We start from the raw sequence: 21,615 nt of genomic DNA on the forward strand, positions 1-21,615 counted from the left end.
TCGCCATATAATAAGGGAACAAATGTTCGATTATGGAGGCGATGAGCATGCCTGAGAAATACGTCGGCCAGATGGTCCGAATCATCTACCAGGATGCCAAAGGGAAAATCACGATGCGCACCATCCGGGTTAGGAGCATTCGCGACGGCAAAGTGTTCGCATACGACGTGGCGAAGAGAGCGCCCCGGCCTTTCAGGATCGACCGGATATTGTCAGCGTTCCCGGTGAACCTGCATGCCTCCTGAACGTACTATTTTTCTTGTAGACGGACAGTCGTTCTATGCATCCGTGGAGAAGAGCGCGCACCCGGAGTATCGCGACAAACCGATCGCAGTAGGAGATCCCGAACGTAAATCCGGGATTATTCTCGCAGCCTGCCCGATGGCGAAGTCTCGCGGCGTGACCACGGCGGAACGGATCGGAGAGGCGCTCGTGAAGTGTCCCGACCTTGTCGTGATTCGTCCGAGAATGCAGCGCTACATTACGATTTCTTTGTTGATTACGGAGATTTTCGAGTCCATCACCGATCTGGTTGAGCCTTATTCGATCGATGAGCAATTTCTAGACGTGACGGGATCCGTCGGAACCTTCGGTTCCCCTAATCAGATTGCCCAACATATCCAAACCCATATTCGGTTGTCTACGGGAGTCTGGTCTAGGGTTGGAATCGGCCCGACGAAGATTCTGGCGAAGATGGCCACCGACAACTTCGCCAAGAAACGGGACGACGGCGTCTTCGAACTTGGATACGAGAACGTGGAGAAGGATCTGTGGCCGCTTCCCGTGCATCACATGTTCATGGTCGGATCCCGCATGACCAAGCATTTTATGTACATGGGTTTGAACACGATCGGAGATATCGCCCAAATGCCGCTTGCGGATTTCAAGCGGCGCTTAAGGCAACGGATGGGGAAGCAAAGCGATATTCAGGCAGAATATTATTGGCAAACCGCCCGGGGGATCGATCCGAGTCCGGTCGTGTCGTCCATCCGCGGCAACTTGAAATCGGTAAGCCACGGAAAAACGTTACGAAGCAGCCTCTACCGTAAATTAGCGGATATCGAAGTCGTGCTCTTAGAACTGGTCGTGGAGGTTTGCCGGAGAGCTCGCCGGCTGGGTTACCAAGGCAGGGTCGTATCCGTCGGCGCGGGGGAGACGGACGGAGAGAAGTCGTCCGGATTCGGCAGGCAAATGACGCTGCCTCAACCCACGTCGCTTACGCATGAAGTGGCGGCTGCGGTAATGAAGCTATTCGTCGAGCATTGGCGCGGCATGCCCGTGAGTCACTTGTATGTATCATTGACGCAGCTTTCCGACGACAGCACGTACCAACTGACGTTATTCGAGAATCGCGCGGAAGCTTACGACATAGAGCGGACTACGGACGAAATCAAAGACCGATACGGGAGCGATGCCATCATGAGGGCTTCGTCCTTACTGGGATCCGGCGTAGCCAGAGAGCGTTCAGAGCAAATCGGAGGACATTACAAATGAGCAAATTGGATGGGAACGAGCGCTGGAAATCGAAGATGCTGCTAACCGAACATCAAGAGCAATATGAGGAACGTAACAACAAGACGTTGATAGGCAGGGCGACAAGCGATGAACTAACGATGATCCGCGACGTGATCATGTTTCCCCATATGCTTACGATGAGCGAGAAGAGCTTGCAAGAAGCCAAGAGAACCCCTAATTTATACAAAAAGTATTTCGAGCAGTTCATTGAACTCGTGATGGATCGGATCACGAAGGATTTGTTCGCTCTCCGGCGCGAGCTGAAATCGCGCAATATTAAGGTGTACGACGACGAGACGGCGGATGGGATTATCTACCATAGGTACGTCTGCCGCGGATACGAAGACAAGTTCGGGATCGTGCGGGAGACGTTGCGTTCGGAGATCAGCTTCCGAATGGCTCGTTATGCTTCGTCAATATTCAACCCGAATCCGACGCCGCCCAAGAAAGAGTGAAGAAAGTCGCCCACATGCGACTTTCTTTGCTTCGTCTTCACCGTCAGAATCCGTAGGAAGAGAAAGGGAATTCCGGTCCGGAAATGGAATTACTTAAAGGCTAGACTGAAAGGAGAGTGAATGAACATGTACAAAGCGATTATTTTCGATCTGGATAATACCCTGCTTAACTATACCCTTAGCGAACTGGATTCCATGAAGAGAACGTGCAGCGATCATGCGCTCTTTGGCGATGACGAGACGCAATGGAGCTCGTTCTGGGAAACCTTCTTAAAGCACAATTACGCGCATTGGATGGATTTCGTGAATCAGGGCAGCGTCAAGAGCATCGAGGACGTATTGCGGTTTTCATTCCGGGATACGCTGAACGCCGACGTAGCGCTACATAATCAGCTAACGAGCACCTACTGGAATTACTTCTGCAATACGTGCCACTTCGAGAGCGGCGCCGAAGAGGTATTATCGGTCGTTCAATCCAAGTATCGGCTAGGCATCATCTCGAACGGAATCAGCGAAGCGCAGAAGAAGAGGCTCGCGGCGGGAAATATCCAGAGCCTGTTTCAATCGGTCGTCGTGTCGGACGAGGTCGGAATCCGTAAGCCGAAGAAAGAAATATTCGATATCGCGCTTCAAGAACTAAGGGTGGACTACGGAGAGGTGTTGTTCGTAGGGGATTCCTTGCAAGACGATTATCACGGAGCGTTGAACGCGGGGATCGATTTCTGCTTCTATAATCGCAATCAAATCGAACTCCCAACGTCCATAACGCCCAAGTATTCGATTGCCAGAATGCAGGATCTGTTATCGGTCGGGGGATTATAATCGGCATAAAGCCAAGCCAAGCCAAACCAAGCTCAATAATTCCGCAGTCTCGCCTCGAGCTGCTTGCGGCCTCTAAGGAGAGACCATTGTCCCATTAACGCGATACCCGTAATGGCGCCGCCGATATGAGCCCAAATATTGATGCCCGGCATTAGCACGGAGTAGATCAAACCGAAGATCAAGGTGGCGTATACGGTTTTCCGGGAACCGTCATCCAACGCGTTCTTGTGAAATATCGCAAGAAACAGATAACATCCGAAAACGCCGTATATAGCTCCCGATGCGCCGACCGAGCTATAATCGGAGCCCGCATGGACGAATGCGCTTAATACGTTTCCGCCAATCCCGGCGACGAGGTAGAACGCCAGATATCGAAGATGCCCCAGAAGCCTTTCCAGCGGAGGAGCGAATACCAGAATAGAGAAGCAATTGAATAACAGATGCTCCCATCCCGCATGCAGGGCGATAGAGGTCACGAACCTATAAGGTTCTTCGAACCCGTACCGATTGAAGACATGCTCCTGATAGAACATTCCCCATATCGTAATTTCCCGATCCAAGAACACGAAATCCACGATAAACAAAGCTACGTTAATGATCAGAATGAGTGAGGTAATCGGGTACAACCGGATATAGCTACGCAAATTCTCATATCGTACGAACATCATAAGCAACCCTCCGTATGCGATAGATTTACTTCTGTATATTCTAACATGAGGGATCTAAGATTAAGAAATTTCTTATTTCGAATATATACCTTGACAGGAATATTCCGCGTAGGGTATATTCTTTTTAGAAGTTAGCTAGCCCATGAAAACAATCAAATGCTAAGACGAAAGGAAGTTGAATGATGGCCAGACTTGTTCCCTATATTTTCTCGGAGGACGCTAAATCGCAAGCCGAATTCTACGTGAAGGCGCTTGGAGGAGAGATTCGTTCGGTCCAGACGTTCGGCGATCTTCCCGGATCTGCGGAAGAGCTCAAGAACAAAGTCATCCATCTGGACATGGAAGCTGCTGGAGTTCCGTTATTCTTGTCCGATTCCCCGTCCGGTCCGATTCACCGGGGCAACGGAACGGATCTTAGCTTGATCTTCGGCACGGAAGACGAAGCTCGTGAAGCATTCGCCAAGCTCTCGGAAGGCGGTGTGGTGAAGGATCCGCTGCAAGTTCAATTCTGGGGAGCCTTGTTCGGACGTCTGGAGGACAAGTTCGGTGTTTCATGGCAAGTGTCCAATGAATTTGCACCCATCCAATCGTAATTCCGTTCCATTAAGTTCTAACTAAATTCAATGAAGGGGTGAAGGTAATGGCATTGACATCGGATAAGATTTTCGTGAATTTGCCCGTGAAGGATTTGAACAAATCGGTTGCGTTCTTCAAAGCGGTAGGCTACGAATTTAACCCGCAATTTACGGATGAGAACGCGACGTGCATGGTTATCAGCGATAAAATTTACGCCATGCTGCTGGTGGAGGATTACTTCAAATCGTTTACCAAGAGCGGGATTTCGGATACGTCGACAGGTAACGAAGTGATCGTAGCCTTATCGGCCGAGAGCAGGGCTCAGGTAGACGAAATCGTGGACAGGGCGTTCGCGGCTGGAGCCCAGCATTACAACGATCCTGCAGATCATGGATTCATGTACACGAGAAGCTTCAAGGATCCGGACGGTCATTTGTGGGAGTTCATGCACATGGACGAGAGCGCGATTCAAGGTTAAATCATACGCAAACAGGAGATCGGCAGCCGCCGGTCTCTTTATTTTGTTCAGGAAAAAGCACCTCGAGTCTATTATAATGGTGATATTCGGATACAAGAGGGAGACGGCAATCATTCATAAGCGAATCATGGTCGTCGATGACGATCCATCTATAGTCAAGATCATCAAGCTCTATCTGACCAAACACGGATACGAGGTCGAGGATGCTGGCGACGGGTTTGCCGCGTTAAATAGCATTCAATCGGGCCGGTTCGATCTGGCGGTGCTAGACCTCATGCTTCCGAGGCTGGATGGATGGGCGGTGTGCAGGCAATTAAGAGAGAACGGAGACATGACGCCTATCATCATGCTGACCGCGCGGGGAGAGGTTCACGAACGGATAGAAGGCCTCCGCATGGGGGCCGACGATTATTTAGTGAAGCCCTTCGATCCCAACGAGCTGCTGGCGCGGATCGATTCCGTACTGAGAAGAACGGCTCAGACTCGGACGGGCATGAAGGCGGAAACGCAGAACGAGCTTAACATCGGAAATCTATCCTTGCTCATGGATTCGTATACGACGGCCGTAGATTCGAAGCCCGTGTCGCTGACCCGGCGCGAATTCGATCTGATTAGCTTCTTGGCTCGGCGTCCAGGCAAAGTCTATTCCCGAGAAGACTTGATCTCTCAGGTATGGGGCTGGGATTTCGATGGCGAGGATCGGGTAGTGGACTTATATGTTCAACGGATCCGACGCAAGCTCGGCAACGGCGACATCTGGAGCCTGACAACCGTGTGGGGCGTAGGTTATAAATTCGAGGTGAACGCCTGATGTTCCAATCGATCTTCCGGAAGTGGGTAGTCGCTGCCATAGCGATCACGATCGCTATTCTCCTAATCCTTACCTTCGTAATTAGCTGGCTCGTTCAGAAGGACTATTACCGGCAAAGCTTGGATCAATTAAACGATCGCGCAACAAGCGTAGAGAATGCCTATCATCGATTTCTTCAGAGCGAGATCACCCTCTCGGAGCTCAGGAAAGAATGGAAGAGGATGGAGCAAGAAAATAACGTTAGCATCAGCATTATCGGAAAAAAAGTAAAGTATCTCAAGCAGGATCTCTTCGACGTCGGGGTGCGCCCGGACGTGAAGGTTTGGGTATCGTCCGTGAACGAAGGGAATAGGGTCAATGAAATCGCGAGGTTCCGGCAACAGGACGGAGAGAAAATGCTGATCGTCGGTTTTCCTTTGCGCATGGACAACGAAGTGGTCGCTTCGGCGTTCATCTACTCCCCGGTTACGGACGTTCAACAGTTGGCCGCGCCGATCCGCAGAAGCATATGGCTAGTCGCGGTATGCTGCGCGGGACCTCTTCTTATTCTCTTATGGTTTGCAACCCGAAGGGTAGTTAAGCCGATACAGGAGTTAAGCATAGCGGCAACGGCGGTATCGAATGGAGATTTCGCAAGCCGGGTTACGACAAAGGGTAACGATGAAGTCGCGCGTTTAGGCAATTCGTTTAATCTCATGGCCGAAAGAATAGAGCGAATTGAGGAGCAAAGAAGACGGCTCATCATGGAGATGTCGCATGAGCTTCGTACGCCGTTGACGAGCATACGGGGCACGTTGCAAGCCGTTGCCGATGGAATACTGACCGACCGGGAACAATCGGAATTCATTGCTCTATCCTTGCAGGAATCGGAGCGGCTCGGCAAGCTGATCGATCAGATCATGGAGTTGTCTGCGTTCGAGGAGCACCAGATTCGATTCGACTTTCAAGAAGTGGATATGAACGAGCTCGTCGAACAAACCGCGCAACAATTGAAGCCGAAAGCCGAAGCGTTAGGCATGCGCTTGAAAGTCGCGATGCAGAAGGACAATGCTATCGTCATGAGAGCCGATCCGATGCGCTTAAGGCAAGCATTGGTCAATCTGATCGGTAACGCGCTCGACCACAACCTTGCTGGTACGAAGATTTTAGTAAAGCTATTCATGAATCATCAAAGAGTGGGGATATCCGTTCAAGATGACGGACAAGGTATCGAGCCGGAGCATATGCCGCACTTATTCGAGAGGTTGTACAAAGCCGAATCCAGCCGATCTACAAGAGGTTCGGGTCTCGGACTTACGATATCCCGCCACATCGTACACGCCCATGGAGGGAAGATTCATGCCGAATCGACGCGAGGGAAGGGCACGGAGATCAGGGTCGACTTGCCCCATGTTCGAGTGTGACAAACTTTTGATACATTTGAACGGTAAAGTGAGGATGTAATTAAAATAGTCGTAGGAGGTACAATGAACATGTTGAAGAAAAGAATCGTTTTAGTCGCGCTGGGAATGGCTCTATCCCTTGGAGCAGCGCAATCCGCTATGGCCGCAACGCCGAAATTGGACAAGGAGACCAAGGCAGCCAAGCAAGCGCAGCTATCCTCGTGGAAAGATCAAACGGAACAGCTGAAAGGCCAATTAGATACCTTAAGGGCAGAGCAACAAGCCTTGACTGCCCAGATTAAAAGTTTGCAACAAGCGACTAAATCCGCTCGCCATGCTTTAACCAAGGAACAGAAAGCAGCGCTTAAGTCATCGCTTCAAGCGTTGGGAGTTCAAATCAAGGCGCAGCATACTTCAATAGAAGCGCTTCGCACGCAGAAACAAGCGCTGTGGCTTCAAGTAAAGGCGGCAAAACAAGCGGGCAACGCGGATGCGGGAATCGCTTCGTTGACGCAAATCCTATCGTTGAAGGAGCAGATTATTCAGGCTAAGGAAGCCGTTCTCGTTCTTCAGCAAAATCTGCAAACGGCTTTATTGACAGCAACTGTTTAAGCCAAATTTCCAATCAAATCTGGTAGGCAGCAAGGAATCCGGGATATCATCCATCCTCGGGTTTCTTTTTTTAGCTGGGGTCACATCCGATTGGAGAGAATATTATCGGCACCGAAGGAGAAGGTAAGAAGATGACTTACCATTCGCGCGGAGGTGTATCATGTATTACTACAAAGAAGAATTGATCAATATCATCGAGCCGGATCAACCGGATCCCGCTGCGGCCAAGGTGCTTCAGGAAGCGCTCGGAGGTCAGTTCGGCGAGATGCGGACGATGATGCAGTACTTTTTCCAGAGCTCCAACTTTAGGGGGAAGGACAAACAGTTCCAAGATTTGATACGTGGCGTTTTCTTGGAGGAGATCGCTCACGTAGAGCTCGTCCAGAAAACGATCAATCAACTCTTGAACGGCGCCGGAGAGTCCACGCCGGGGAATGCCGGCATGAATGCCGCGCCGATAGACGAGGCAGTCAAGCATGCGAATCCGCATCACTTCATCATGGGCGCCCAAGCATCGTTGCCGGTGGATGCCGGAGGTAACCCGTGGAGCGGCTCTTACGTATACAGCCACGGAAATCTCATCGCCGATCTGTTGAACAACGTCGTTCTCGAATCGACGGGAGTGTTGCAGAAATCGAGGATATACGAGATGAGCTCGAACAAGACGTTCCGCGAAACGCTCGGTTTCCTGATCGTACGGGATAACGCTCACCAGAACGCGTTCGCCAAAGCGCTGGAGATGCTGGGCGTGAGTTGGGGCAAGTTATTCCCCGTTCCGAATTACGATATTAATAAGTATCCCGAGTGCCGGAAATACGTGGACAAGGGATTCCACAATATCCAATTCAATTTCAGGTTAGACGAAACCAGAATCGCGGAAATTTTCCAAGGCAAGAGTCCAAGCCGCAACGGCGGCGACCTGTCGGTTACGGAGCCTCCCCAAGGGTTCCCGGTACCTCAGATGCCAGAGATGCCGAACGAGCACGCTCCCGGCTTAAGCGATATGAACCGATAAGCAAACAAACCCCTGTCAACACTGGAAAGGAACAGACCAGTTTTGACAGGGGTTTTCATATGCTATATTCTTTCTCCCATTAATTCGATAAGCCTTTGCAAGTTGACCTTGAAGTCGGATGTGAAATGCCAGTCGCGGTACTTTTCGGGAATAGCGGCGTCCTCTGCGGTACGATTGTGCCGAACCAGTTTCTCGGCTATGGCCGTCATCTCGGTGATATATTCGCGAACTTGCCGGAGTGCTTCAAGCGTGCCGACATCGCCGTGTCCGGGTACGATGGTCTCCAAATCCAATTCCTCGACCCGGTCGAGAATGCTTATCCACTGATCCGGGTCTGCGCGTCGCATGACGGGATGTTGGCCTGAGAAAACGAGATCCCCCATTACGGCCGTTTGCTCATCCGGCAAGTAGACGAATGCATCGCATTCGGAATGCCCGCCGCCATAGGTAATCAGTTGCACCGAGCGGCGGCTGCCATGAAGAGTCAAGTCATGCTCGAATGTTATAGACGGCAGCGTTAAGATGATATCCGGAAGTCCTTTGATATATTCGCGATCATATCCAACGTCCAATTGCATCTCAAGCCTAAGCTTGTCATCCTTCTCTTCCCGTATCTTCTCTTCGATCGGCTGCAGCTCTTGATAGAATTCATCCGGCTGAGCAAGGTGTTGAGCGATTCTCTCCTTCAAAAGGGTGGACATCATTTGTCTCGTCTTGGATGTGGAAATGATCTGAGCGGCAGGAGCAAACACCTGATTACCGAACGTATGGTCCACATGCCAGTGCGTATTGAACACATACGAGACAGGCTTTCCGAACAAGCTTTCTGCGGCATCACGCAAATCCCGGGCAGCTTCAAGCGTTAACATCGTGTCGACGACAAGCGTCGCATCCCCAAGATCAATGATTGCGGCGTTGCCTAGCGAGCCTGTGCCGGGCTTCGAAATCGCGGCGAAAACGCCGTCCGCTACCCTCTCCATCCGAAAGTGTCTCGATTCGGAAAATGGTTTCATCAATGGTTTCAACCCCTTATCCCGCTTTTGCAGTTGCAAACTCAATCCTATCATTTAATCAAATTTACAACATGTAAAAAATGGGAGAAGCATGCCGGAAAGGATGAGAATTGAACTAAAGCAGGATATAATCAGGAGAATACCATCCTCGCGACGCTAGGATATACACCATATACAATCGAAGTTTCTATTCGACAATCGTATCTCAGAAGGAGCAGGGCGACTTGCATGTAATCGTTAACGAAGTCAGTAAGTTCAATGAGCTGACGGTATACGAATCGACCGAATTAAACGGAAAGACGGGCAAATACCGATGCTTGAAATTCGCGGACGAAGCCGTTCAGGGAGCGATAGACTTAAAGGATACGAAACGCGTCGTACTGGACTATCAACGGGCGATAATCGACTTGATGGATCTCCTGCAACCGGAATTCCGCGATGTTTTCGTTATCGGACATGGCATCGGAACCATAGCCGGCCATTATCCGGATAAGGATTTCAAGGTGGCGGAAATCGACGAGAAGGTCGTCGAGTTCAGCAAGACATACTTCGGGTATCTCCAGGATAACGTGATCGTGGGCGATGGGCGGCGAATTCTTGGCCAAGAGCAATCCAGCCGGTACGACTACATCCTCTTGGATGCGTTCACCAGCCAAGGAACTCCGCTTCATCTCGCCACGATCGGTTTTTTCGAGATGACTCTGGAGAAGCTTAAGCCGCAAGGAGCTATTCTCTTGAATGTGATGGGGAAACCCAAGAACGATCGGTATATGAACGCCGTGTATACGACCTTTAGCGAGGTTTATCCATTCGTTAAGGGCATGTCTTTGCAGGCAGACAGCGCCGCGGATGCTCGGAATATCATTCTTGTCGGTAGCCGTCTTCCGATAGATATGGCCGAGCAAGCTTCCCCCGGCTTAGTCGAGGTCGAATTCGATTCCGGCCATATCATAATAGACGAAGCTTGGAGTCGTCCTCATGAGTAAAGTGCTTATCCCAAACCGCCTTGGGTTAGCATCCAAGCGATGGCCTTATTCACGTCGAAGGGATGCTTTAAGATAATACTCCCCCATAACGCAGCCCCCAGGGTCGTAATTCCGATGAAGATGGCCTTGTCCTTCTTGGTTAATCGATAACCTCTTAACATCAACAGTCCGCCTAAGATAAACAAAACGTACGCGATGATCATCCGGGTCATGCCGAAGGCTCCCTCCCTTGCGAAGGTTTTTTCTTCCTAAACCACGAGCAAACGATGAGCAGGGCCGGGAACGCGACCGCGTAATGCAGGTAATATTGGAATAAATACTTTTGGATCCAGTCGACGTTATCGACGATGCTTTCGAATAATAGAGAATACGCTGAAATTATCCAGATTAGGGGAAAGGCGACGACCGCGCGCTCTTTCAATTGGAATAGCTGGCAGATACCCAATACCGCGCAGTAGAATAAAATGCTTAATTTGATGCAAACGATAAGAAGGGTATTGACGGAAAATATCGATTCCAAATGCTCGGCGAAGTTGGTAAACTCCATTTCGCGAAAAATGATGAATATGGGATAAATAAGATGGGAGCTGCGTTCAACACCCAGTATGCCGATCGTAAAAAATACACTTAGACTAAACAGAATTCCCGAAAAAGCGATCCCGGAGAAAACCGATAGTTTTAATCGGCGCGTTGAAAACGGAAATAGCATCATGAAGGAAACGACCTCCATATAGGGAAACGCGAGGGCATAGCGAGTATGAATAAATGTCTCTATGGGCCGAAACGTATAAGGAAAGCGGAAATTTTGCCAATCCCACTCCTGAACCATCACCCCGAAGGATAACCAGAAAACCAAAATGACGAAAGGCGCCAAAAACTCGCTTACCATGGCGATCGATTCGATTCCTTTGATGACGGCATAGGCGCATACGAACAGGATAAGGATATTGAAGACGGATAAGGGAGTCTTAGGCATCAGGTTAATGTGCATGAAATCGCTTAAATTTCGCGTAACCCAAGACGCGATTTGGATGAAGAAGAGAATGTATAGCAGGGACACTAACCCTCCGGCCCATTTACCCAATACTTGCACCGCGATCTGAACGATGCTTAATCCGGGAAATCGGCTGGACAAGTATAGCCAGAACCCCGCTAGCGCGATTCCGTAGACGAACGACCATACGCCGATCATCCAGCCGTATTGCTTGGCATCGGCGATGAGGCTTCCCGGCAGCAAGATGAACGAGGTTCCAATGATGTACATGAAGAGCAAGTTGAACATCTGCCAAGCGCTTAATTTAGGATTCTCCATCGGACGGTTTCCTCTATTCTAGAGTGTAGGGTGTACTGGAGTTACCGATCGTCGTCAGCCTGGAGTGGATTTGAAACGTGACTTCCGTCTCGTGCCATGTCATCGTATTGCCCCCATTATCTTGTATGCCAAGCAAATCCCAACCTTTATCTTTAGACAACCGCTCGAAAGCCGTTAGTCTTTGCCCGAAGCTTAGATCGAACGCCGCTTCGATGTCGTGAATGTTGGGCAAGGTCATTTTGTTTTTCTGTTGATTATTCAACAGATGGAGGTCGGTATGGACTTCTATAACCATCCGGGAGCCGGGAGTCACCCATTTACGCTTAACGTGTATATTCGCAGCCTGCACATCGACGAGACTTCCGTTCACTTTAAAAGTCTCCGTCGTTTGTCTGTATTTGCTGTTGATGATGAAAAATATATTTTTCATTTGCTCGCTGACCGCGCCTACCATGCGGTCTTGAATGAAGACGGCTGCTCTGCCATAGCTCATCCCATCACGGGTTGCATCGATCTGTTCCAATCTACTGGTTTTGGAGGATGGATTCTCTCCATTATAGTGGACGATGGGAACGACGATCGGAGTGTGGCGATTCATCTGCTTAGCGAAATCTTTAAACCGGATCGGAAAATTACTCATGCTAAAGTTGGGTTTATATTGACTCGTCATGTCTCGGATAAACCGACCGGGCACTCTTTCCAATGAAGTAAAGCTGTTCATGACCTTATACATCGGACTGTCCGTGACCAACAAGATCACGTTAGACCGACGTTCCGGGCTCAGCTCGACGAAATTGAGAATATCCAATATCCCGCTTCGGGCATACCGTTCGGAAATGATGTAGGTCTGCAGATGAGGCGTAAAGAACCTCCTCGGCATGGACATGCCTGTTTTCTCGGAAAATTTGCCGATGCTGTAGTCTTTGAAATTGAAGGTGTAGACGGCCGCTCTCGACGTAGAGCCAATACGGGTAGAAAGCCCCGTCGGATTAATGACTTGGTAATAAGCTGTGAATTCTCCGGTGTCCGGATCTTTGTCCACTCCGGCCATCGTAACGATTGCAAGAGAATTGATTTCTTTCATATCCCAGCATCCGGTGCAACATAGTAACAGCACTAGAAGGGTAAAGGAAGCTCTCATCTATATGCACCTTCTTATTTGGTAGCCGTTCTCTTCTTGGGAAAACGCTTCATCATATATCTGGGTACCCGTACCAAGGTATCTTTCCACTCGGAGACGGCTATCGGAGCTATCGGAGACATGTATTTCACGCCGAAGGATCGTAGGGAAACGAGGTGAATCAATAGAAAGAATACCCCGCACATTAGACCGAACAATCCTAGAAAACCGGCAAGAAGCATAAACGCGAACTGAATGATTCTCTGGGCAATTCCGAAGCTATAATTCGGAGAGACGAAATTCGATATGGCGGTAAGGGATGTGACGATAACCATGGCTGCGGACACGAGTCCGGCTTCCACCGCGGCTTCGCCCAATACGAGCGCGCCGACGATCGATATGGATTGACCGGCGATACGCGGCATACGCAAGCCGGCTTCCCTCAAGATCTCGAAGGTAATCGTCATGATCGCAGCCTCGAAGAAAACCGGGAAAGGAACTTCCTCCCGCTGCGCCGCCAAGCTGATTAACAGTGATGTAGGGAGTAGTTCTTGATGATAGCTGACAACCGCTATATACAACGCCGGCGTGAATATGGCTAATAAAAAGGCGAACATGCGTAGCCAGCGCGAGAGTGTGGCGAAGTCCGCCCTCTGATAATAATCCTCGGGAGAGTTGAAGAGTTGGAAAAAGGTAATCGGACCGATCAGAACGATCGGGGTTCCATCCGTAAGGACGCCGACTTGGCCCTCTATAATTTTGGCTACGACGGAATCGGGACGTTCCGTGCTTGTTAATTGAGGAAACGGGGTAATCGCCGTGTCCTGAATCCACTCTTCGATATAGGAACTCTCCAGAATGCTATCCGTATGAATGGCTTTAAGGCGCCGCCGAAATTCGTCTACGACTTGCGAAGAAGCGATGTTATCGACATAACATAAGTACACTTTGGTTCTGGTCTCGGTACCGATAACCATCTGTTCGAACACGAGATGCTCCGATTTCAACCGCTTGCGGATTAACGCGACATTCCTTGCGATATCCTCGACGAAGCCTTCTCTCGGTCCGCGGATGGAGGATTCCGTCGACGGCTCGGATATGCTTCTGTTCTGACCCTGGGATACGTCGTAGCAAAGAAAGCGGTCGCTAGAGGCGGGAATGAGAAGGCAATGACCTTCCAGAAGGTTGCGTATGCCTTCCGATGCATCTTCGAAAGCCATTAGTTCCGCTTTGGGAATTAATAATCTAAGCCATTCTATAAGATCCTCCGAGACTTCCCCGTGTCGACTTTGTTCCTGGATAGGTTTTAGTAGGATTTCATCGATAACGTCGGAAGATACGATCGTCGTAATGAAGATGCAATAAACGCTGGAGCCGGGTTTAATATGTATCTCATGACAGACAAAGTCCGGAGATATCCCCAGCCGTTCGGTGATTTGATCGACAATGAGCTTGCCGGTACCTTTGCGAACCAGGATGGAGCCCTCCCGACTTATGGTTTTCCTTATCATGCTCCGGAAAAGGAAGAATTATGCGATTAAGGGGCTGTAAGGAAAAGGCGAACGTTTTATGTGCGAAGTCGGATTGTGCTATGATTAAAACGTATATGAGCACCCGAGAGAGGCGGACTGGAGTTCCCGATGGAAAAGACGAAAATTCTAATTATCGAAGACGAAGAAGCGATCGCGGATTTGCTTGCCTACGGCTTGACCAAGGAGGGCTTCGAAACGATGATTGCCGGCAATGGAGCCAACGGATTAAGGGCAATGGAACAGTTCAAACCGAATCTACTACTGCTGGATTGGATGCTTCCCGATCAAAGCGGACTCGATATTTGTAGAAAAGTAACCGCGGATTACAATATTCCGATTCTTATGATTACGGCGAAATCCGATATTACCGATAAAATACTCGGTCTCGAGTTCGGCGCCGACGACTATATTACGAAACCGTTCGATTTGCGGGAGGTTATCGCGCGAATTCGCACCATTCTCAGACGGATGGCGCAAGCTAGCAAAGGCGTGGAAGTAGAAACGGAAAGAATCCGATTCAAGAATATCGAAATCGTTAAACACGAAAGAGTAGTCCGAAAAAACGAAGAAGTCATCGAGTTAACGCCGAAGGAATTCGACTTACTGGTCAAGCTTTCAGGCAATAGAGGTCGGATTTTCACGCGGGAAGAACTGCTGGAATACGTCTGGGGTTACGAATACGCCGGAGAAACGAGAACGGTAGACAATCACATTCAACGCTTGCGCAAAAAGCTGGACGCGAACGATCTGATTACGACCGTCTTCGGCATCGGCTACAAATTCGAGAAGGGCGCGGATTAAGCGAATGTTTCGAACGATAAGGGCGAAATTCATCGTCGGCTTCTTCTTGATCTTCTGCGTGTCGTTCTTATTATTGAACCAGACCGTCATGCGGATTATCGAGTCCAGCAATCAGAATATCATTACGGACGATTTGATCGGTTTGAAGAAGAACGGGAACGGTTACGTGCGTCAAGCTTTCATGATTAACCACTTCACGAACGACGATCTTTACTTCGGACAGGTAGCCGAGGAAATGGTAGGAGATCTACGCTACGCGACCTCCAGCGAGGTTAGCGCCTATACGGTAGGCGGAGTGTTGCTCTACTCTTCGAAGACGGACTCCTTCTCGGGCGGTTCCGAGGAGGATCTTAAGCAAGCGTTAGGGGGTGCCACGGCGTATACGATCTCTTACGAGAACGGTACGGCCTCGGTGCTATACTCTTACCCCGTTGTCATTGACGGAGTCAAGGTGGGCATTCTGCGTTACGCGAAAGAATTTTCATTATTGTACGAACAAAGCGGAAGAATTCTAAATGCGGTTTTCTATATCGCGCTCGCGATCTTCGCCGCCGCGTTCCTGTTCTCTTATTTACTCTCCCGCCACATCACGATTCCGCTCGTGAAGCTCGCGAGAGCTTCGACGGAGGTCACGAACGGAAACCTTGATGTTCGTTTAACGTTGCGACGCAGGGACGAAATCGGTCGACTGGCCGGTAATTTCAACGACATGATCGAACGAATCAAACACCAGATCGGCAGAATCGAACGAGATCGGGATAGACTGGAGAAGCTGAACTCCGAGCGGAAGCAATTTTTCGATAACGTCACCCATGAGCTTAAGACACCGTTAACGTCGATACTGGGCTATGCGGAGATGATCCGGGAAAACGGGGAAAAGGACGAGGCTTTTTTCCGCAAAGGGATGACCCATATCGTCGAAGAGAGCCAACGTTTGCACGGTTTGGTGCTTCATTTGCTAGAGCTGTCGCAGGAATCGTCCGGATCGGGCGAATACGACAGAATAGACGTCGGACAGGTATTGCGGGACGTCTGCGATTCGATGAACTTCAAAGCGAAGCGATATAATAAGGACATTAGGTGCGAGACGGGGGAAGGACTGTACGTTCTTGCGCAATCCGATAAGCTTAGGCAAGTGTTCATTAATCTTATCGACAATGCGATCAAATACGGCTATGCCAACTCGGAGATTGCGGTAACGGCCGAGAGGGCTACGGATTCCGTCCTGATCTCGGTTGTTAACGACGGAGATACGATTGCGCCCGATCATTTGACGAGAATATTCGAGCCCTTCTACCAGTCCGACCGGGAGAAAAAAGAGGCGGGGAGCATGGGACTCGGGCTTAGCATCGCCAAGGCGATTATCGACGATTCAGGGGGGAGCATCCGCATCGTCAGCGATAATGGACAAACGAGCGTATATGCGGAATTACCTTATATGAAACCGGAGAGGCTGCCCATATGAAAATTCGAAATCTTGCCGGGATATCGCTCATTGCTCTACTCGTCGCCGCAATGTCCGGCTGCATGGGGAGATTGCAATCGGAAACGATTATTATCCCGGATACGGAGACGGAGGTCGCATCCGCACCCGCTAACGCTCCGTTCGAAGTGAAGACGATTTATCGCTTGCCCTCGGTGGATTCGGAAAACAACGAAGGGTACGTATGGGTGGGACCGGAATCTCTTGTCGTCTCGCTGTGGAATAAGAGTCCCGAGCAGTTGCTTGGCCGCGTCGGATACCCTTACGATAAGTTGATGAAGCTACCGAGCCCTGGCCCCGATATTTCTATTGACGGATTTTCGCCGGATGGACGTTATATGGCCGGATTTGCCCGGGGAGAGAGTGGCTTTCAAATTAAATTACTTACCTTATCCGATGGGCAGGAACAAGTAATCGATACGATTACTACCAGCAAGTTCTTATTGGGAAGTTCAGTATGGTCTCCGAATGGCAGATTTGTATCTTATTTATTGGGAGATGCCGGAATCAAGGAAACAAGAATAAGCGTATACGACGTGAACAAAAAAATCGGCAAGTCGTATACCATACCGGGAAGCAAAGAAAAAATGAACCTTTCTTCGGCTATCCTTGCCGATGACGGAAAAAGCGCGCTGATCGTTAAGGAGACGTATGAGGGGTGGGGCTTTCAGTTAGGGACATGGCAAGGCAGCGAATTCTCCACCGAATACGAGCATTCCTTAAGCGCGGACATTCAAGTCGCTTGGCTTAATAACGATCAGATCGCTTTTGTCGGCACGGACAGGACCTTATTCTTGTACGATAGGAGAAATAAAATGATTTCCGTGCTCAGGGAGCAGGTGGTGGGCTTTCAGTTATCCTCGGATCGCCAATATATGGCCTTCTCGACGAACGAAGACAAGATTTACGTGAGCAAGCTTCAAGGCAACAATCTGCTGAACGAGAAGATGGTTTACCAAGGCGTCGTTTCGTCTCGCATGTCATGGAGTCCGGACAACGGCAAGCTTCTCGTACAAGGCCGTAAGCCTTACTCCAGGGCGTCCCAGGCCGCCGAAGCGGCACCGGCGGTAATTTCTAATAGCCCGTTCATCATCGAATTCCAATAAAGCTGGTTATAAGCCTCTATTCGAAATAATGGAACCCGTGCGGGTATCCCTTTATCTCGTAATAGAGGCTTTTTTGTTGCTCACACTTAGTTTTACTACTTAGGTAGCTAACGTTCTTCATCTTGCTTTAATCGAATATTTCGTGCAGCTCCAAATTATTTCACCCAATTTGCTCCCGTTACTCGAATACTTCGTTTCCATCTCCCCGACAATTCCTCTCAACCGAACCGAAATAGTAACGAAATCGGACTATCTCCGCCATCTACAGTCGAATCGAGCCGATATAGTAACGAAATCGGACTATCTCCTGCATCTACAGTCGAATCGGGCCGTTACTACTCAGGTCTATAAAAGAAAGCTCTCCTGGGTACATATCAAATTGCGATGTTATTCAATGTAATTTCGATGCATGATCAAAATATGAGCTGGATAAAGATGGTTATCATCGCTATTGTTCTCAATTTATCGTATTCCTTCCGAATATTCGATTAATAGCGATGTTCTTCATCCTACTTTGATTTCAATATCGCTCATTGGCTCGAATAACGATGATTACCATCGTACTGGACAAGCGGGCACCTGAGTAGTAACCGCTTAGGCGTCATTCAAGCGCCCATTCAGGCGTCTATTCGATGTTATAACCGTCCGTGACAACTTGTTTACAAGTCGAAGAAGCTTTGATGACATCCGTGTTATACATTATAAAAGCCATAATCAAGTATGGATTCTGGTGGAGAGGGGTGCGCAATGAAAAAAATCACATACGCCATATTAAGCTTTACTCTTGTATTCGGTTTAGTCGCCTGTAGCAATTCGAGTAATGAAGGTAACGGACAACAGACCCCGAGTAACCAGACCGGCTCCTCCGGAGACATCGGTACGAATTCGGGAGTGGAGACGGGCACAGCAGGTACGGGAGGGACGAAATCGCCGGATTTAGACGCCAAGGCGACGGTCGTATTCTCAACGTTCTGGCCCGACGATCGCTTTAAGGAAGCGAAGAAGAAATACGAAGCCTTGCATCCGAATATCGAGATCAAGCTTCAGAACGTGGAGACCGATAATTCCCACTTGGAAGCGGAGCTGGAGAAATATACGACAGCTACGAATACGGCCATGCTGGCGGGCAAAGGGCCGGATATGCTGGAATTGGATTTACTGCCTACCGACAGCTACGTAAAGCACGATCTGCTAGCCGATATGGGCGAAATGATGGATCAGGATTCTACATTCAAGAAGGAGGATTATTTCTCCAACATCCTGGACGGCGCCCGGGTCGGCAAGGGGCTTTATGCCATGCCATTGTCCTTCTTCCTCATGGGTTTTACCGGCGATGAGAAAGCGATCGCGAATTCCGGCGTGAAAGTAAATGACAAAACGTGGACTTGGAACGACTTTGCGCAAACCGCGAAGGACTTGGCCAAGACGGACGGCAATACGGCGGCTTTTAGCTACCCTGCTAACTATATGCTTAGCGAGATGGTCAAAGACAACTACCCGCTGTTCATCGACAAGGCTAACGGCAAAGCGAATTTCGAATCGGCGTCGTTCAGCGGATTAATGCAGCAGGTTAAGGGGATGGTCGACGACGGCGTTATCGTCGAAGGAGGAAGGAACTCGTATTTTCAATCCACCCAGATCAATTCTCCATGGGACTACTTAGTATCGCTTAGGGAGAACGGCGAGAACACCAAGCTATTCACGAAGCCGCACGCCCAAGACACGGCTGAAGGAGGCTATTTCCGGTCTTATCGAACGATCGGCCTTAACGCGAATTCCAAGGTGAAGAACCAGGCGTGGGATTTCATCAAGTTCATGATGTCGGAAGAGATCGAGACGCCGCCGGAATCCGCGGGCATCCCCATTAACAAGAACAACTTCGCCAAGCAGATCGCGGAATTGAAAAAAGAGGGAACCGTAAAGGCTTACGTGGAAGGGCCGCTCCAGGGACTAGAGTTCAAGGTGGACGAAGCGAAGCTGGGCGAGCTGGAGAGCTTCGTTCAAGGAGCGGTACATGCGGTAGCCTACCAATCGGATAAAATCGGGGAAATCATCTCCGAGGAGTCGCAAGCGTATTTCAGCGGACAGAAATCGGCCGAGGCGGTAGCGAAGCTCATACAGAATAAAGTGACGACCATCTTGAATGAGTAAGAATATATTCGGGAGATTAGCGCGCGGCGATTGGAAGGTTGCCTTGATGTTTCTCGCGCCAAGCTTGATCGGGTTCGCTATGTTCTACCTGATTCCGTTCGCAATGGGAATCTATGAGTCGTTCACGGACAATGCGATTGGCGGCACGTTCGTGGGCCTCGATAATTACAAGGAGCTGCTTGCCAGCGGCTCCTTTCGCAAAGCGGCATCCAATATGTTCCTCTTTACCGGCATTAGCGTGCCGCTGCTTATCGCGTTGTCGCTCTTCTTGGCTATCTTGCTGAATCGTCCCTTATTTCTGCGTAATTGGCTGCGAACGGCTTTTATTTTACCGCTCGTCGTACCCGTTGCTTCGATCGTAATGATATGGCAAATCTTCTTCGATTGGAACGGTACGTTAAATGCTTGGCTGCACCATTACGGCATGGCGCGAGTCGATTGGCTGCAATCCGATGGATCGATGGGCGTACTGGTCGTTATGTATATTTGGAAGAACATCGGCTATAACATGATTTTGTTTCTGGCGGGCTTGCAGACGATTCCCCAGGATTATTACGAGACGGCCCGCATCGAAGGAGCCGGACGAGTACGACAGCTATTTCACGTGACTTTGGTTTATTTAACGCCGACGATGTTCTTCGTGCTTCTGATATCGATTATTAATTCGTTCAAGGTGTTCCGCGAGACCTATTTGCTGGCCGGCGACTATCCGTACGACCGGATTTATATGATGCAGCATTTCATGAACAATATGTTCTTCTCGCTGGATATCCAGAAGCTAACCGCTGCGGCCACTCTTATGGTAGGTTGCATCGTTATCGTAGTGACGGGATTATTGCGGGTAGAACGCCGATTCCGGGAATTCATGGAGTAAGGCGGGAGGTGCGGGATGAAGAAATTAAACGTTTTACCTATGATTGCCCTGACGATTATGCTCGGAGCGGTCGCCGCAGCCATGCTGATTCCCATTCTGCTTACTTTTACGAACTCTCTGATGACGGAGCAGGAAATCGGAAGGAATTACGATCTGATCGGCCAGATGACGGACGTGGCGGCAGGAGGTAAAGACGCTTTCGTCAACTTGAAGATTTTGCCCGATTGGCTTTCGTTGGAGCAGTATACGCAGCTGCTTATCTTTTCGCCTAAATATTTGCGCATGTTCTGGAATTCCGCTGCTATGGTCGTGCCTATCATCGCGGGTCAGACGGTTATCGCGGCATTAGCCTCATACGCATTGGCCAAGCTGCGCTTCTGGGGACGGGATAAGCTGTTCATGCTCTACATCATGACGATGCTTATGCCTTTTCAGGTAACGCTCGTTCCCAATTATTTGGTCGTGGACAAGCTTGGGCTTATGAATCATGAGGCTGCGATTATATTACCCGGCATCTTCGGCGCATTCGGAGTCTTCATGCTGAGACAGTTCATGGCTCATATTCCGAACGCGTATACCGAAGCGGCTAAGATAGACGGGGCAGGACAATGGACGATTTTCTCGCGGATCATTATTCCCATGGTCAAACCGGGCTTGGCCGCATTGATCGTGCTGCTATTCGTGGATTATTGGAATATGATCGAACAGCCTCTCATTTTCCTTCAGGATTCCGCCAAGCAGCCCTTATCGCTTTACTTGGCCCAGATCGACAAAGAAGCTAGAGGGATAGGGTTCGCAGCCTCCGTGCTGTACATGACTCCGCTCGTCTTATTGTTCCTTTACGCGGAATCGTACTTTATTGAAGGAATTCAATTGTCGGGCATTAAAGGATAGTTCGGGAGT

General features: G+C 49.6%; 23 protein-coding genes. 17 read left to right on the forward strand and 6 right to left on the reverse strand.

The annotated features are described in order from the left end of the window. The first annotated feature begins 47 nt into the window (after positions 1–47). The 4 genes from DFP95_RS13900 to DFP95_RS13915 all read left to right on the forward strand — a co-directional run bounded on the left by DFP95_RS13900 (position 48) and on the right by DFP95_RS13915 (position 2,792). Positions 48–245 carry a WYL domain-containing protein gene (locus DFP95_RS13900; RefSeq protein ID WP_245987649.1) on the forward strand — a complete coding sequence of 66 codons (198 nt, stop codon included), beginning with the start codon at positions 48–50 and terminating at the stop codon, positions 243–245. Further along, complete coding sequence (locus DFP95_RS13905; protein WP_115993249.1) at positions 235–1,494, forward strand: DNA polymerase IV; 1,260 nt, start codon at positions 235–237, stop codon at positions 1,492–1,494. Before DFP95_RS13900 ends, DFP95_RS13905 begins: the two co-directional genes overlap by 11 nt. Continuing rightward, the gene (locus DFP95_RS13910) at positions 1,491–1,970 is read left to right on the forward strand and encodes a YhjD family protein (protein ID WP_115993250.1); all 480 of its coding nucleotides are present in this window, start codon (positions 1,491–1,493) and stop codon (positions 1,968–1,970) included. Before DFP95_RS13905 ends, DFP95_RS13910 begins: the two co-directional genes overlap by 4 nt. A gap of 120 nt (positions 1,971–2,090) precedes the next feature. Next, positions 2,091–2,792 (forward strand): HAD family hydrolase, encoded by a 702-nt coding sequence (locus tag DFP95_RS13915; protein WP_245987650.1) that lies wholly within the window; start codon positions 2,091–2,093, stop codon positions 2,790–2,792. 32 nt (positions 2,793–2,824) lie between these two features. Here the strand turns inward: DFP95_RS13915 and DFP95_RS13920 are convergent, their stop codons facing one another. Further along, positions 2,825–3,460, reverse strand: coding sequence for a rhomboid family intramembrane serine protease (locus tag DFP95_RS13920; protein ID WP_115993252.1), 636 nt, complete (start codon positions 3,458–3,460; stop codon positions 2,825–2,827). 182 nt (positions 3,461–3,642) lie between these two features. Here DFP95_RS13920 and DFP95_RS13925 point away from each other — a divergent pair, with 182 nt between their 5' ends. From DFP95_RS13925 to DFP95_RS13950, 6 genes are all read left to right on the forward strand, one after another. Beyond that, complete coding sequence (locus DFP95_RS13925) at positions 3,643–4,053, forward strand: VOC family protein (RefSeq protein WP_115993253.1); 411 nt, start codon at positions 3,643–3,645, stop codon at positions 4,051–4,053. 47 nt (positions 4,054–4,100) lie between these two features. Continuing rightward, the gene (locus DFP95_RS13930) at positions 4,101–4,514 is read left to right on the forward strand and encodes a VOC family protein (protein WP_115993254.1); all 414 of its coding nucleotides are present in this window, start codon (positions 4,101–4,103) and stop codon (positions 4,512–4,514) included. A 76-nt stretch (positions 4,515–4,590) separates the two neighbouring features. Beyond that, a complete protein-coding gene (locus tag DFP95_RS13935) occupies positions 4,591–5,325 on the forward strand; it encodes a response regulator transcription factor (protein ID WP_220376387.1) in 735 nt (244 codons plus the stop codon). Then, a complete protein-coding gene (locus DFP95_RS13940) occupies positions 5,325–6,728 on the forward strand; it encodes a HAMP domain-containing sensor histidine kinase (protein WP_115993255.1) in 1,404 nt (467 codons plus the stop codon). Before DFP95_RS13935 ends, DFP95_RS13940 begins: the two co-directional genes overlap by 1 nt. Positions 6,729–6,797: 69 nt before the next feature. Next, on the forward strand, positions 6,798–7,319 hold the full coding sequence (locus DFP95_RS13945; RefSeq protein ID WP_115993256.1) for a hypothetical protein: 522 nt from the start codon (positions 6,798–6,800) through the stop codon (positions 7,317–7,319). Positions 7,320–7,479: 160 nt separating this feature from the next. Continuing rightward, positions 7,480–8,334 (forward strand): manganese catalase family protein, encoded by an 855-nt coding sequence (locus DFP95_RS13950; RefSeq protein ID WP_115993257.1) that lies wholly within the window; start codon positions 7,480–7,482, stop codon positions 8,332–8,334. Between the two features lie 62 nt (positions 8,335–8,396). On the opposite strand, the gene DFP95_RS13955 is transcribed toward DFP95_RS13950, so the two are convergent. After that, the gene (locus DFP95_RS13955; RefSeq protein ID WP_115993258.1) at positions 8,397–9,347 is read right to left on the reverse strand and encodes an MBL fold metallo-hydrolase; all 951 of its coding nucleotides are present in this window, start codon (positions 9,345–9,347) and stop codon (positions 8,397–8,399) included. Positions 9,348–9,571: 224 nt separating this feature from the next. Here DFP95_RS13955 and DFP95_RS13960 point away from each other — a divergent pair, with 224 nt between their 5' ends. Further along, complete coding sequence (locus tag DFP95_RS13960; RefSeq protein WP_245987651.1) at positions 9,572–10,333, forward strand: spermidine synthase; 762 nt, start codon at positions 9,572–9,574, stop codon at positions 10,331–10,333. Positions 10,334–10,338: 5 nt separating this feature from the next. Here DFP95_RS13960 and DFP95_RS13965 read toward each other — a convergent pair whose 3' ends face one another. From DFP95_RS13965 to DFP95_RS13980, 4 genes are all read right to left on the reverse strand, one after another. Beyond that, on the reverse strand, positions 10,339–10,545 hold the full coding sequence (locus tag DFP95_RS13965; protein WP_115993259.1) for a hypothetical protein: 207 nt from the start codon (positions 10,543–10,545) through the stop codon (positions 10,339–10,341). After that, entirely contained in the window at positions 10,542–11,645 is a 1,104-nt protein-coding gene (locus tag DFP95_RS13970; RefSeq protein WP_115993260.1) for a GerAB/ArcD/ProY family transporter, read from the reverse strand. The genes DFP95_RS13965 and DFP95_RS13970 overlap by 4 nt, the downstream gene beginning before the upstream one ends. Positions 11,646–11,658: 13 nt before the next feature. Then, entirely contained in the window at positions 11,659–12,729 is a 1,071-nt protein-coding gene (locus DFP95_RS13975; RefSeq protein WP_181907409.1) for a Ger(x)C family spore germination protein, read from the reverse strand. A 71-nt stretch (positions 12,730–12,800) separates the two neighbouring features. Continuing rightward, positions 12,801–14,276, reverse strand: coding sequence for a spore germination protein (locus tag DFP95_RS13980; RefSeq protein ID WP_115993262.1), 1,476 nt, complete (start codon positions 14,274–14,276; stop codon positions 12,801–12,803). A 129-nt stretch (positions 14,277–14,405) separates the two neighbouring features. Between DFP95_RS13980 and DFP95_RS13985 the strand changes: the two genes are divergently transcribed. The 6 genes from DFP95_RS13985 to DFP95_RS14010 all read left to right on the forward strand — a co-directional run bounded on the left by DFP95_RS13985 (position 14,406) and on the right by DFP95_RS14010 (position 21,606). Next, complete coding sequence (locus tag DFP95_RS13985; RefSeq protein WP_115993263.1) at positions 14,406–15,098, forward strand: response regulator transcription factor; 693 nt, start codon at positions 14,406–14,408, stop codon at positions 15,096–15,098. 4 nt (positions 15,099–15,102) lie between these two features. Beyond that, positions 15,103–16,563 carry a sensor histidine kinase gene (locus DFP95_RS13990; RefSeq protein WP_115993264.1) on the forward strand — a complete coding sequence of 487 codons (1,461 nt, stop codon included), beginning with the start codon at positions 15,103–15,105 and terminating at the stop codon, positions 16,561–16,563. Continuing rightward, positions 16,560–17,687: a WD40 repeat domain-containing protein gene (locus DFP95_RS13995; RefSeq protein WP_115993265.1), complete on the forward strand. Its 1,128-nt coding sequence runs from the start codon at positions 16,560–16,562 to the stop codon at positions 17,685–17,687. The genes DFP95_RS13990 and DFP95_RS13995 overlap by 4 nt, the downstream gene beginning before the upstream one ends. A gap of 747 nt (positions 17,688–18,434) precedes the next feature. Then, entirely contained in the window at positions 18,435–19,838 is a 1,404-nt protein-coding gene (locus DFP95_RS14000) for an ABC transporter substrate-binding protein (protein ID WP_181907410.1), read from the forward strand. Next, positions 19,831–20,712, forward strand: a complete 882-nt coding sequence (locus tag DFP95_RS14005; protein ID WP_115993267.1) for a carbohydrate ABC transporter permease — start codon at positions 19,831–19,833, stop codon at positions 20,710–20,712. The genes DFP95_RS14000 and DFP95_RS14005 overlap by 8 nt, the downstream gene beginning before the upstream one ends. 15 nt (positions 20,713–20,727) lie before the next feature. Then, on the forward strand, positions 20,728–21,606 hold the full coding sequence (locus tag DFP95_RS14010; protein ID WP_115993268.1) for a carbohydrate ABC transporter permease: 879 nt from the start codon (positions 20,728–20,730) through the stop codon (positions 21,604–21,606). Positions 21,607–21,615: the final 9 nt, after the last annotated feature.

This window comes from Cohnella lupini (assembly GCF_003386205.1).
GTDB classification, from domain to species: domain Bacteria; phylum Bacillota; class Bacilli; order Paenibacillales; family Paenibacillaceae; genus Cohnella; species Cohnella lupini.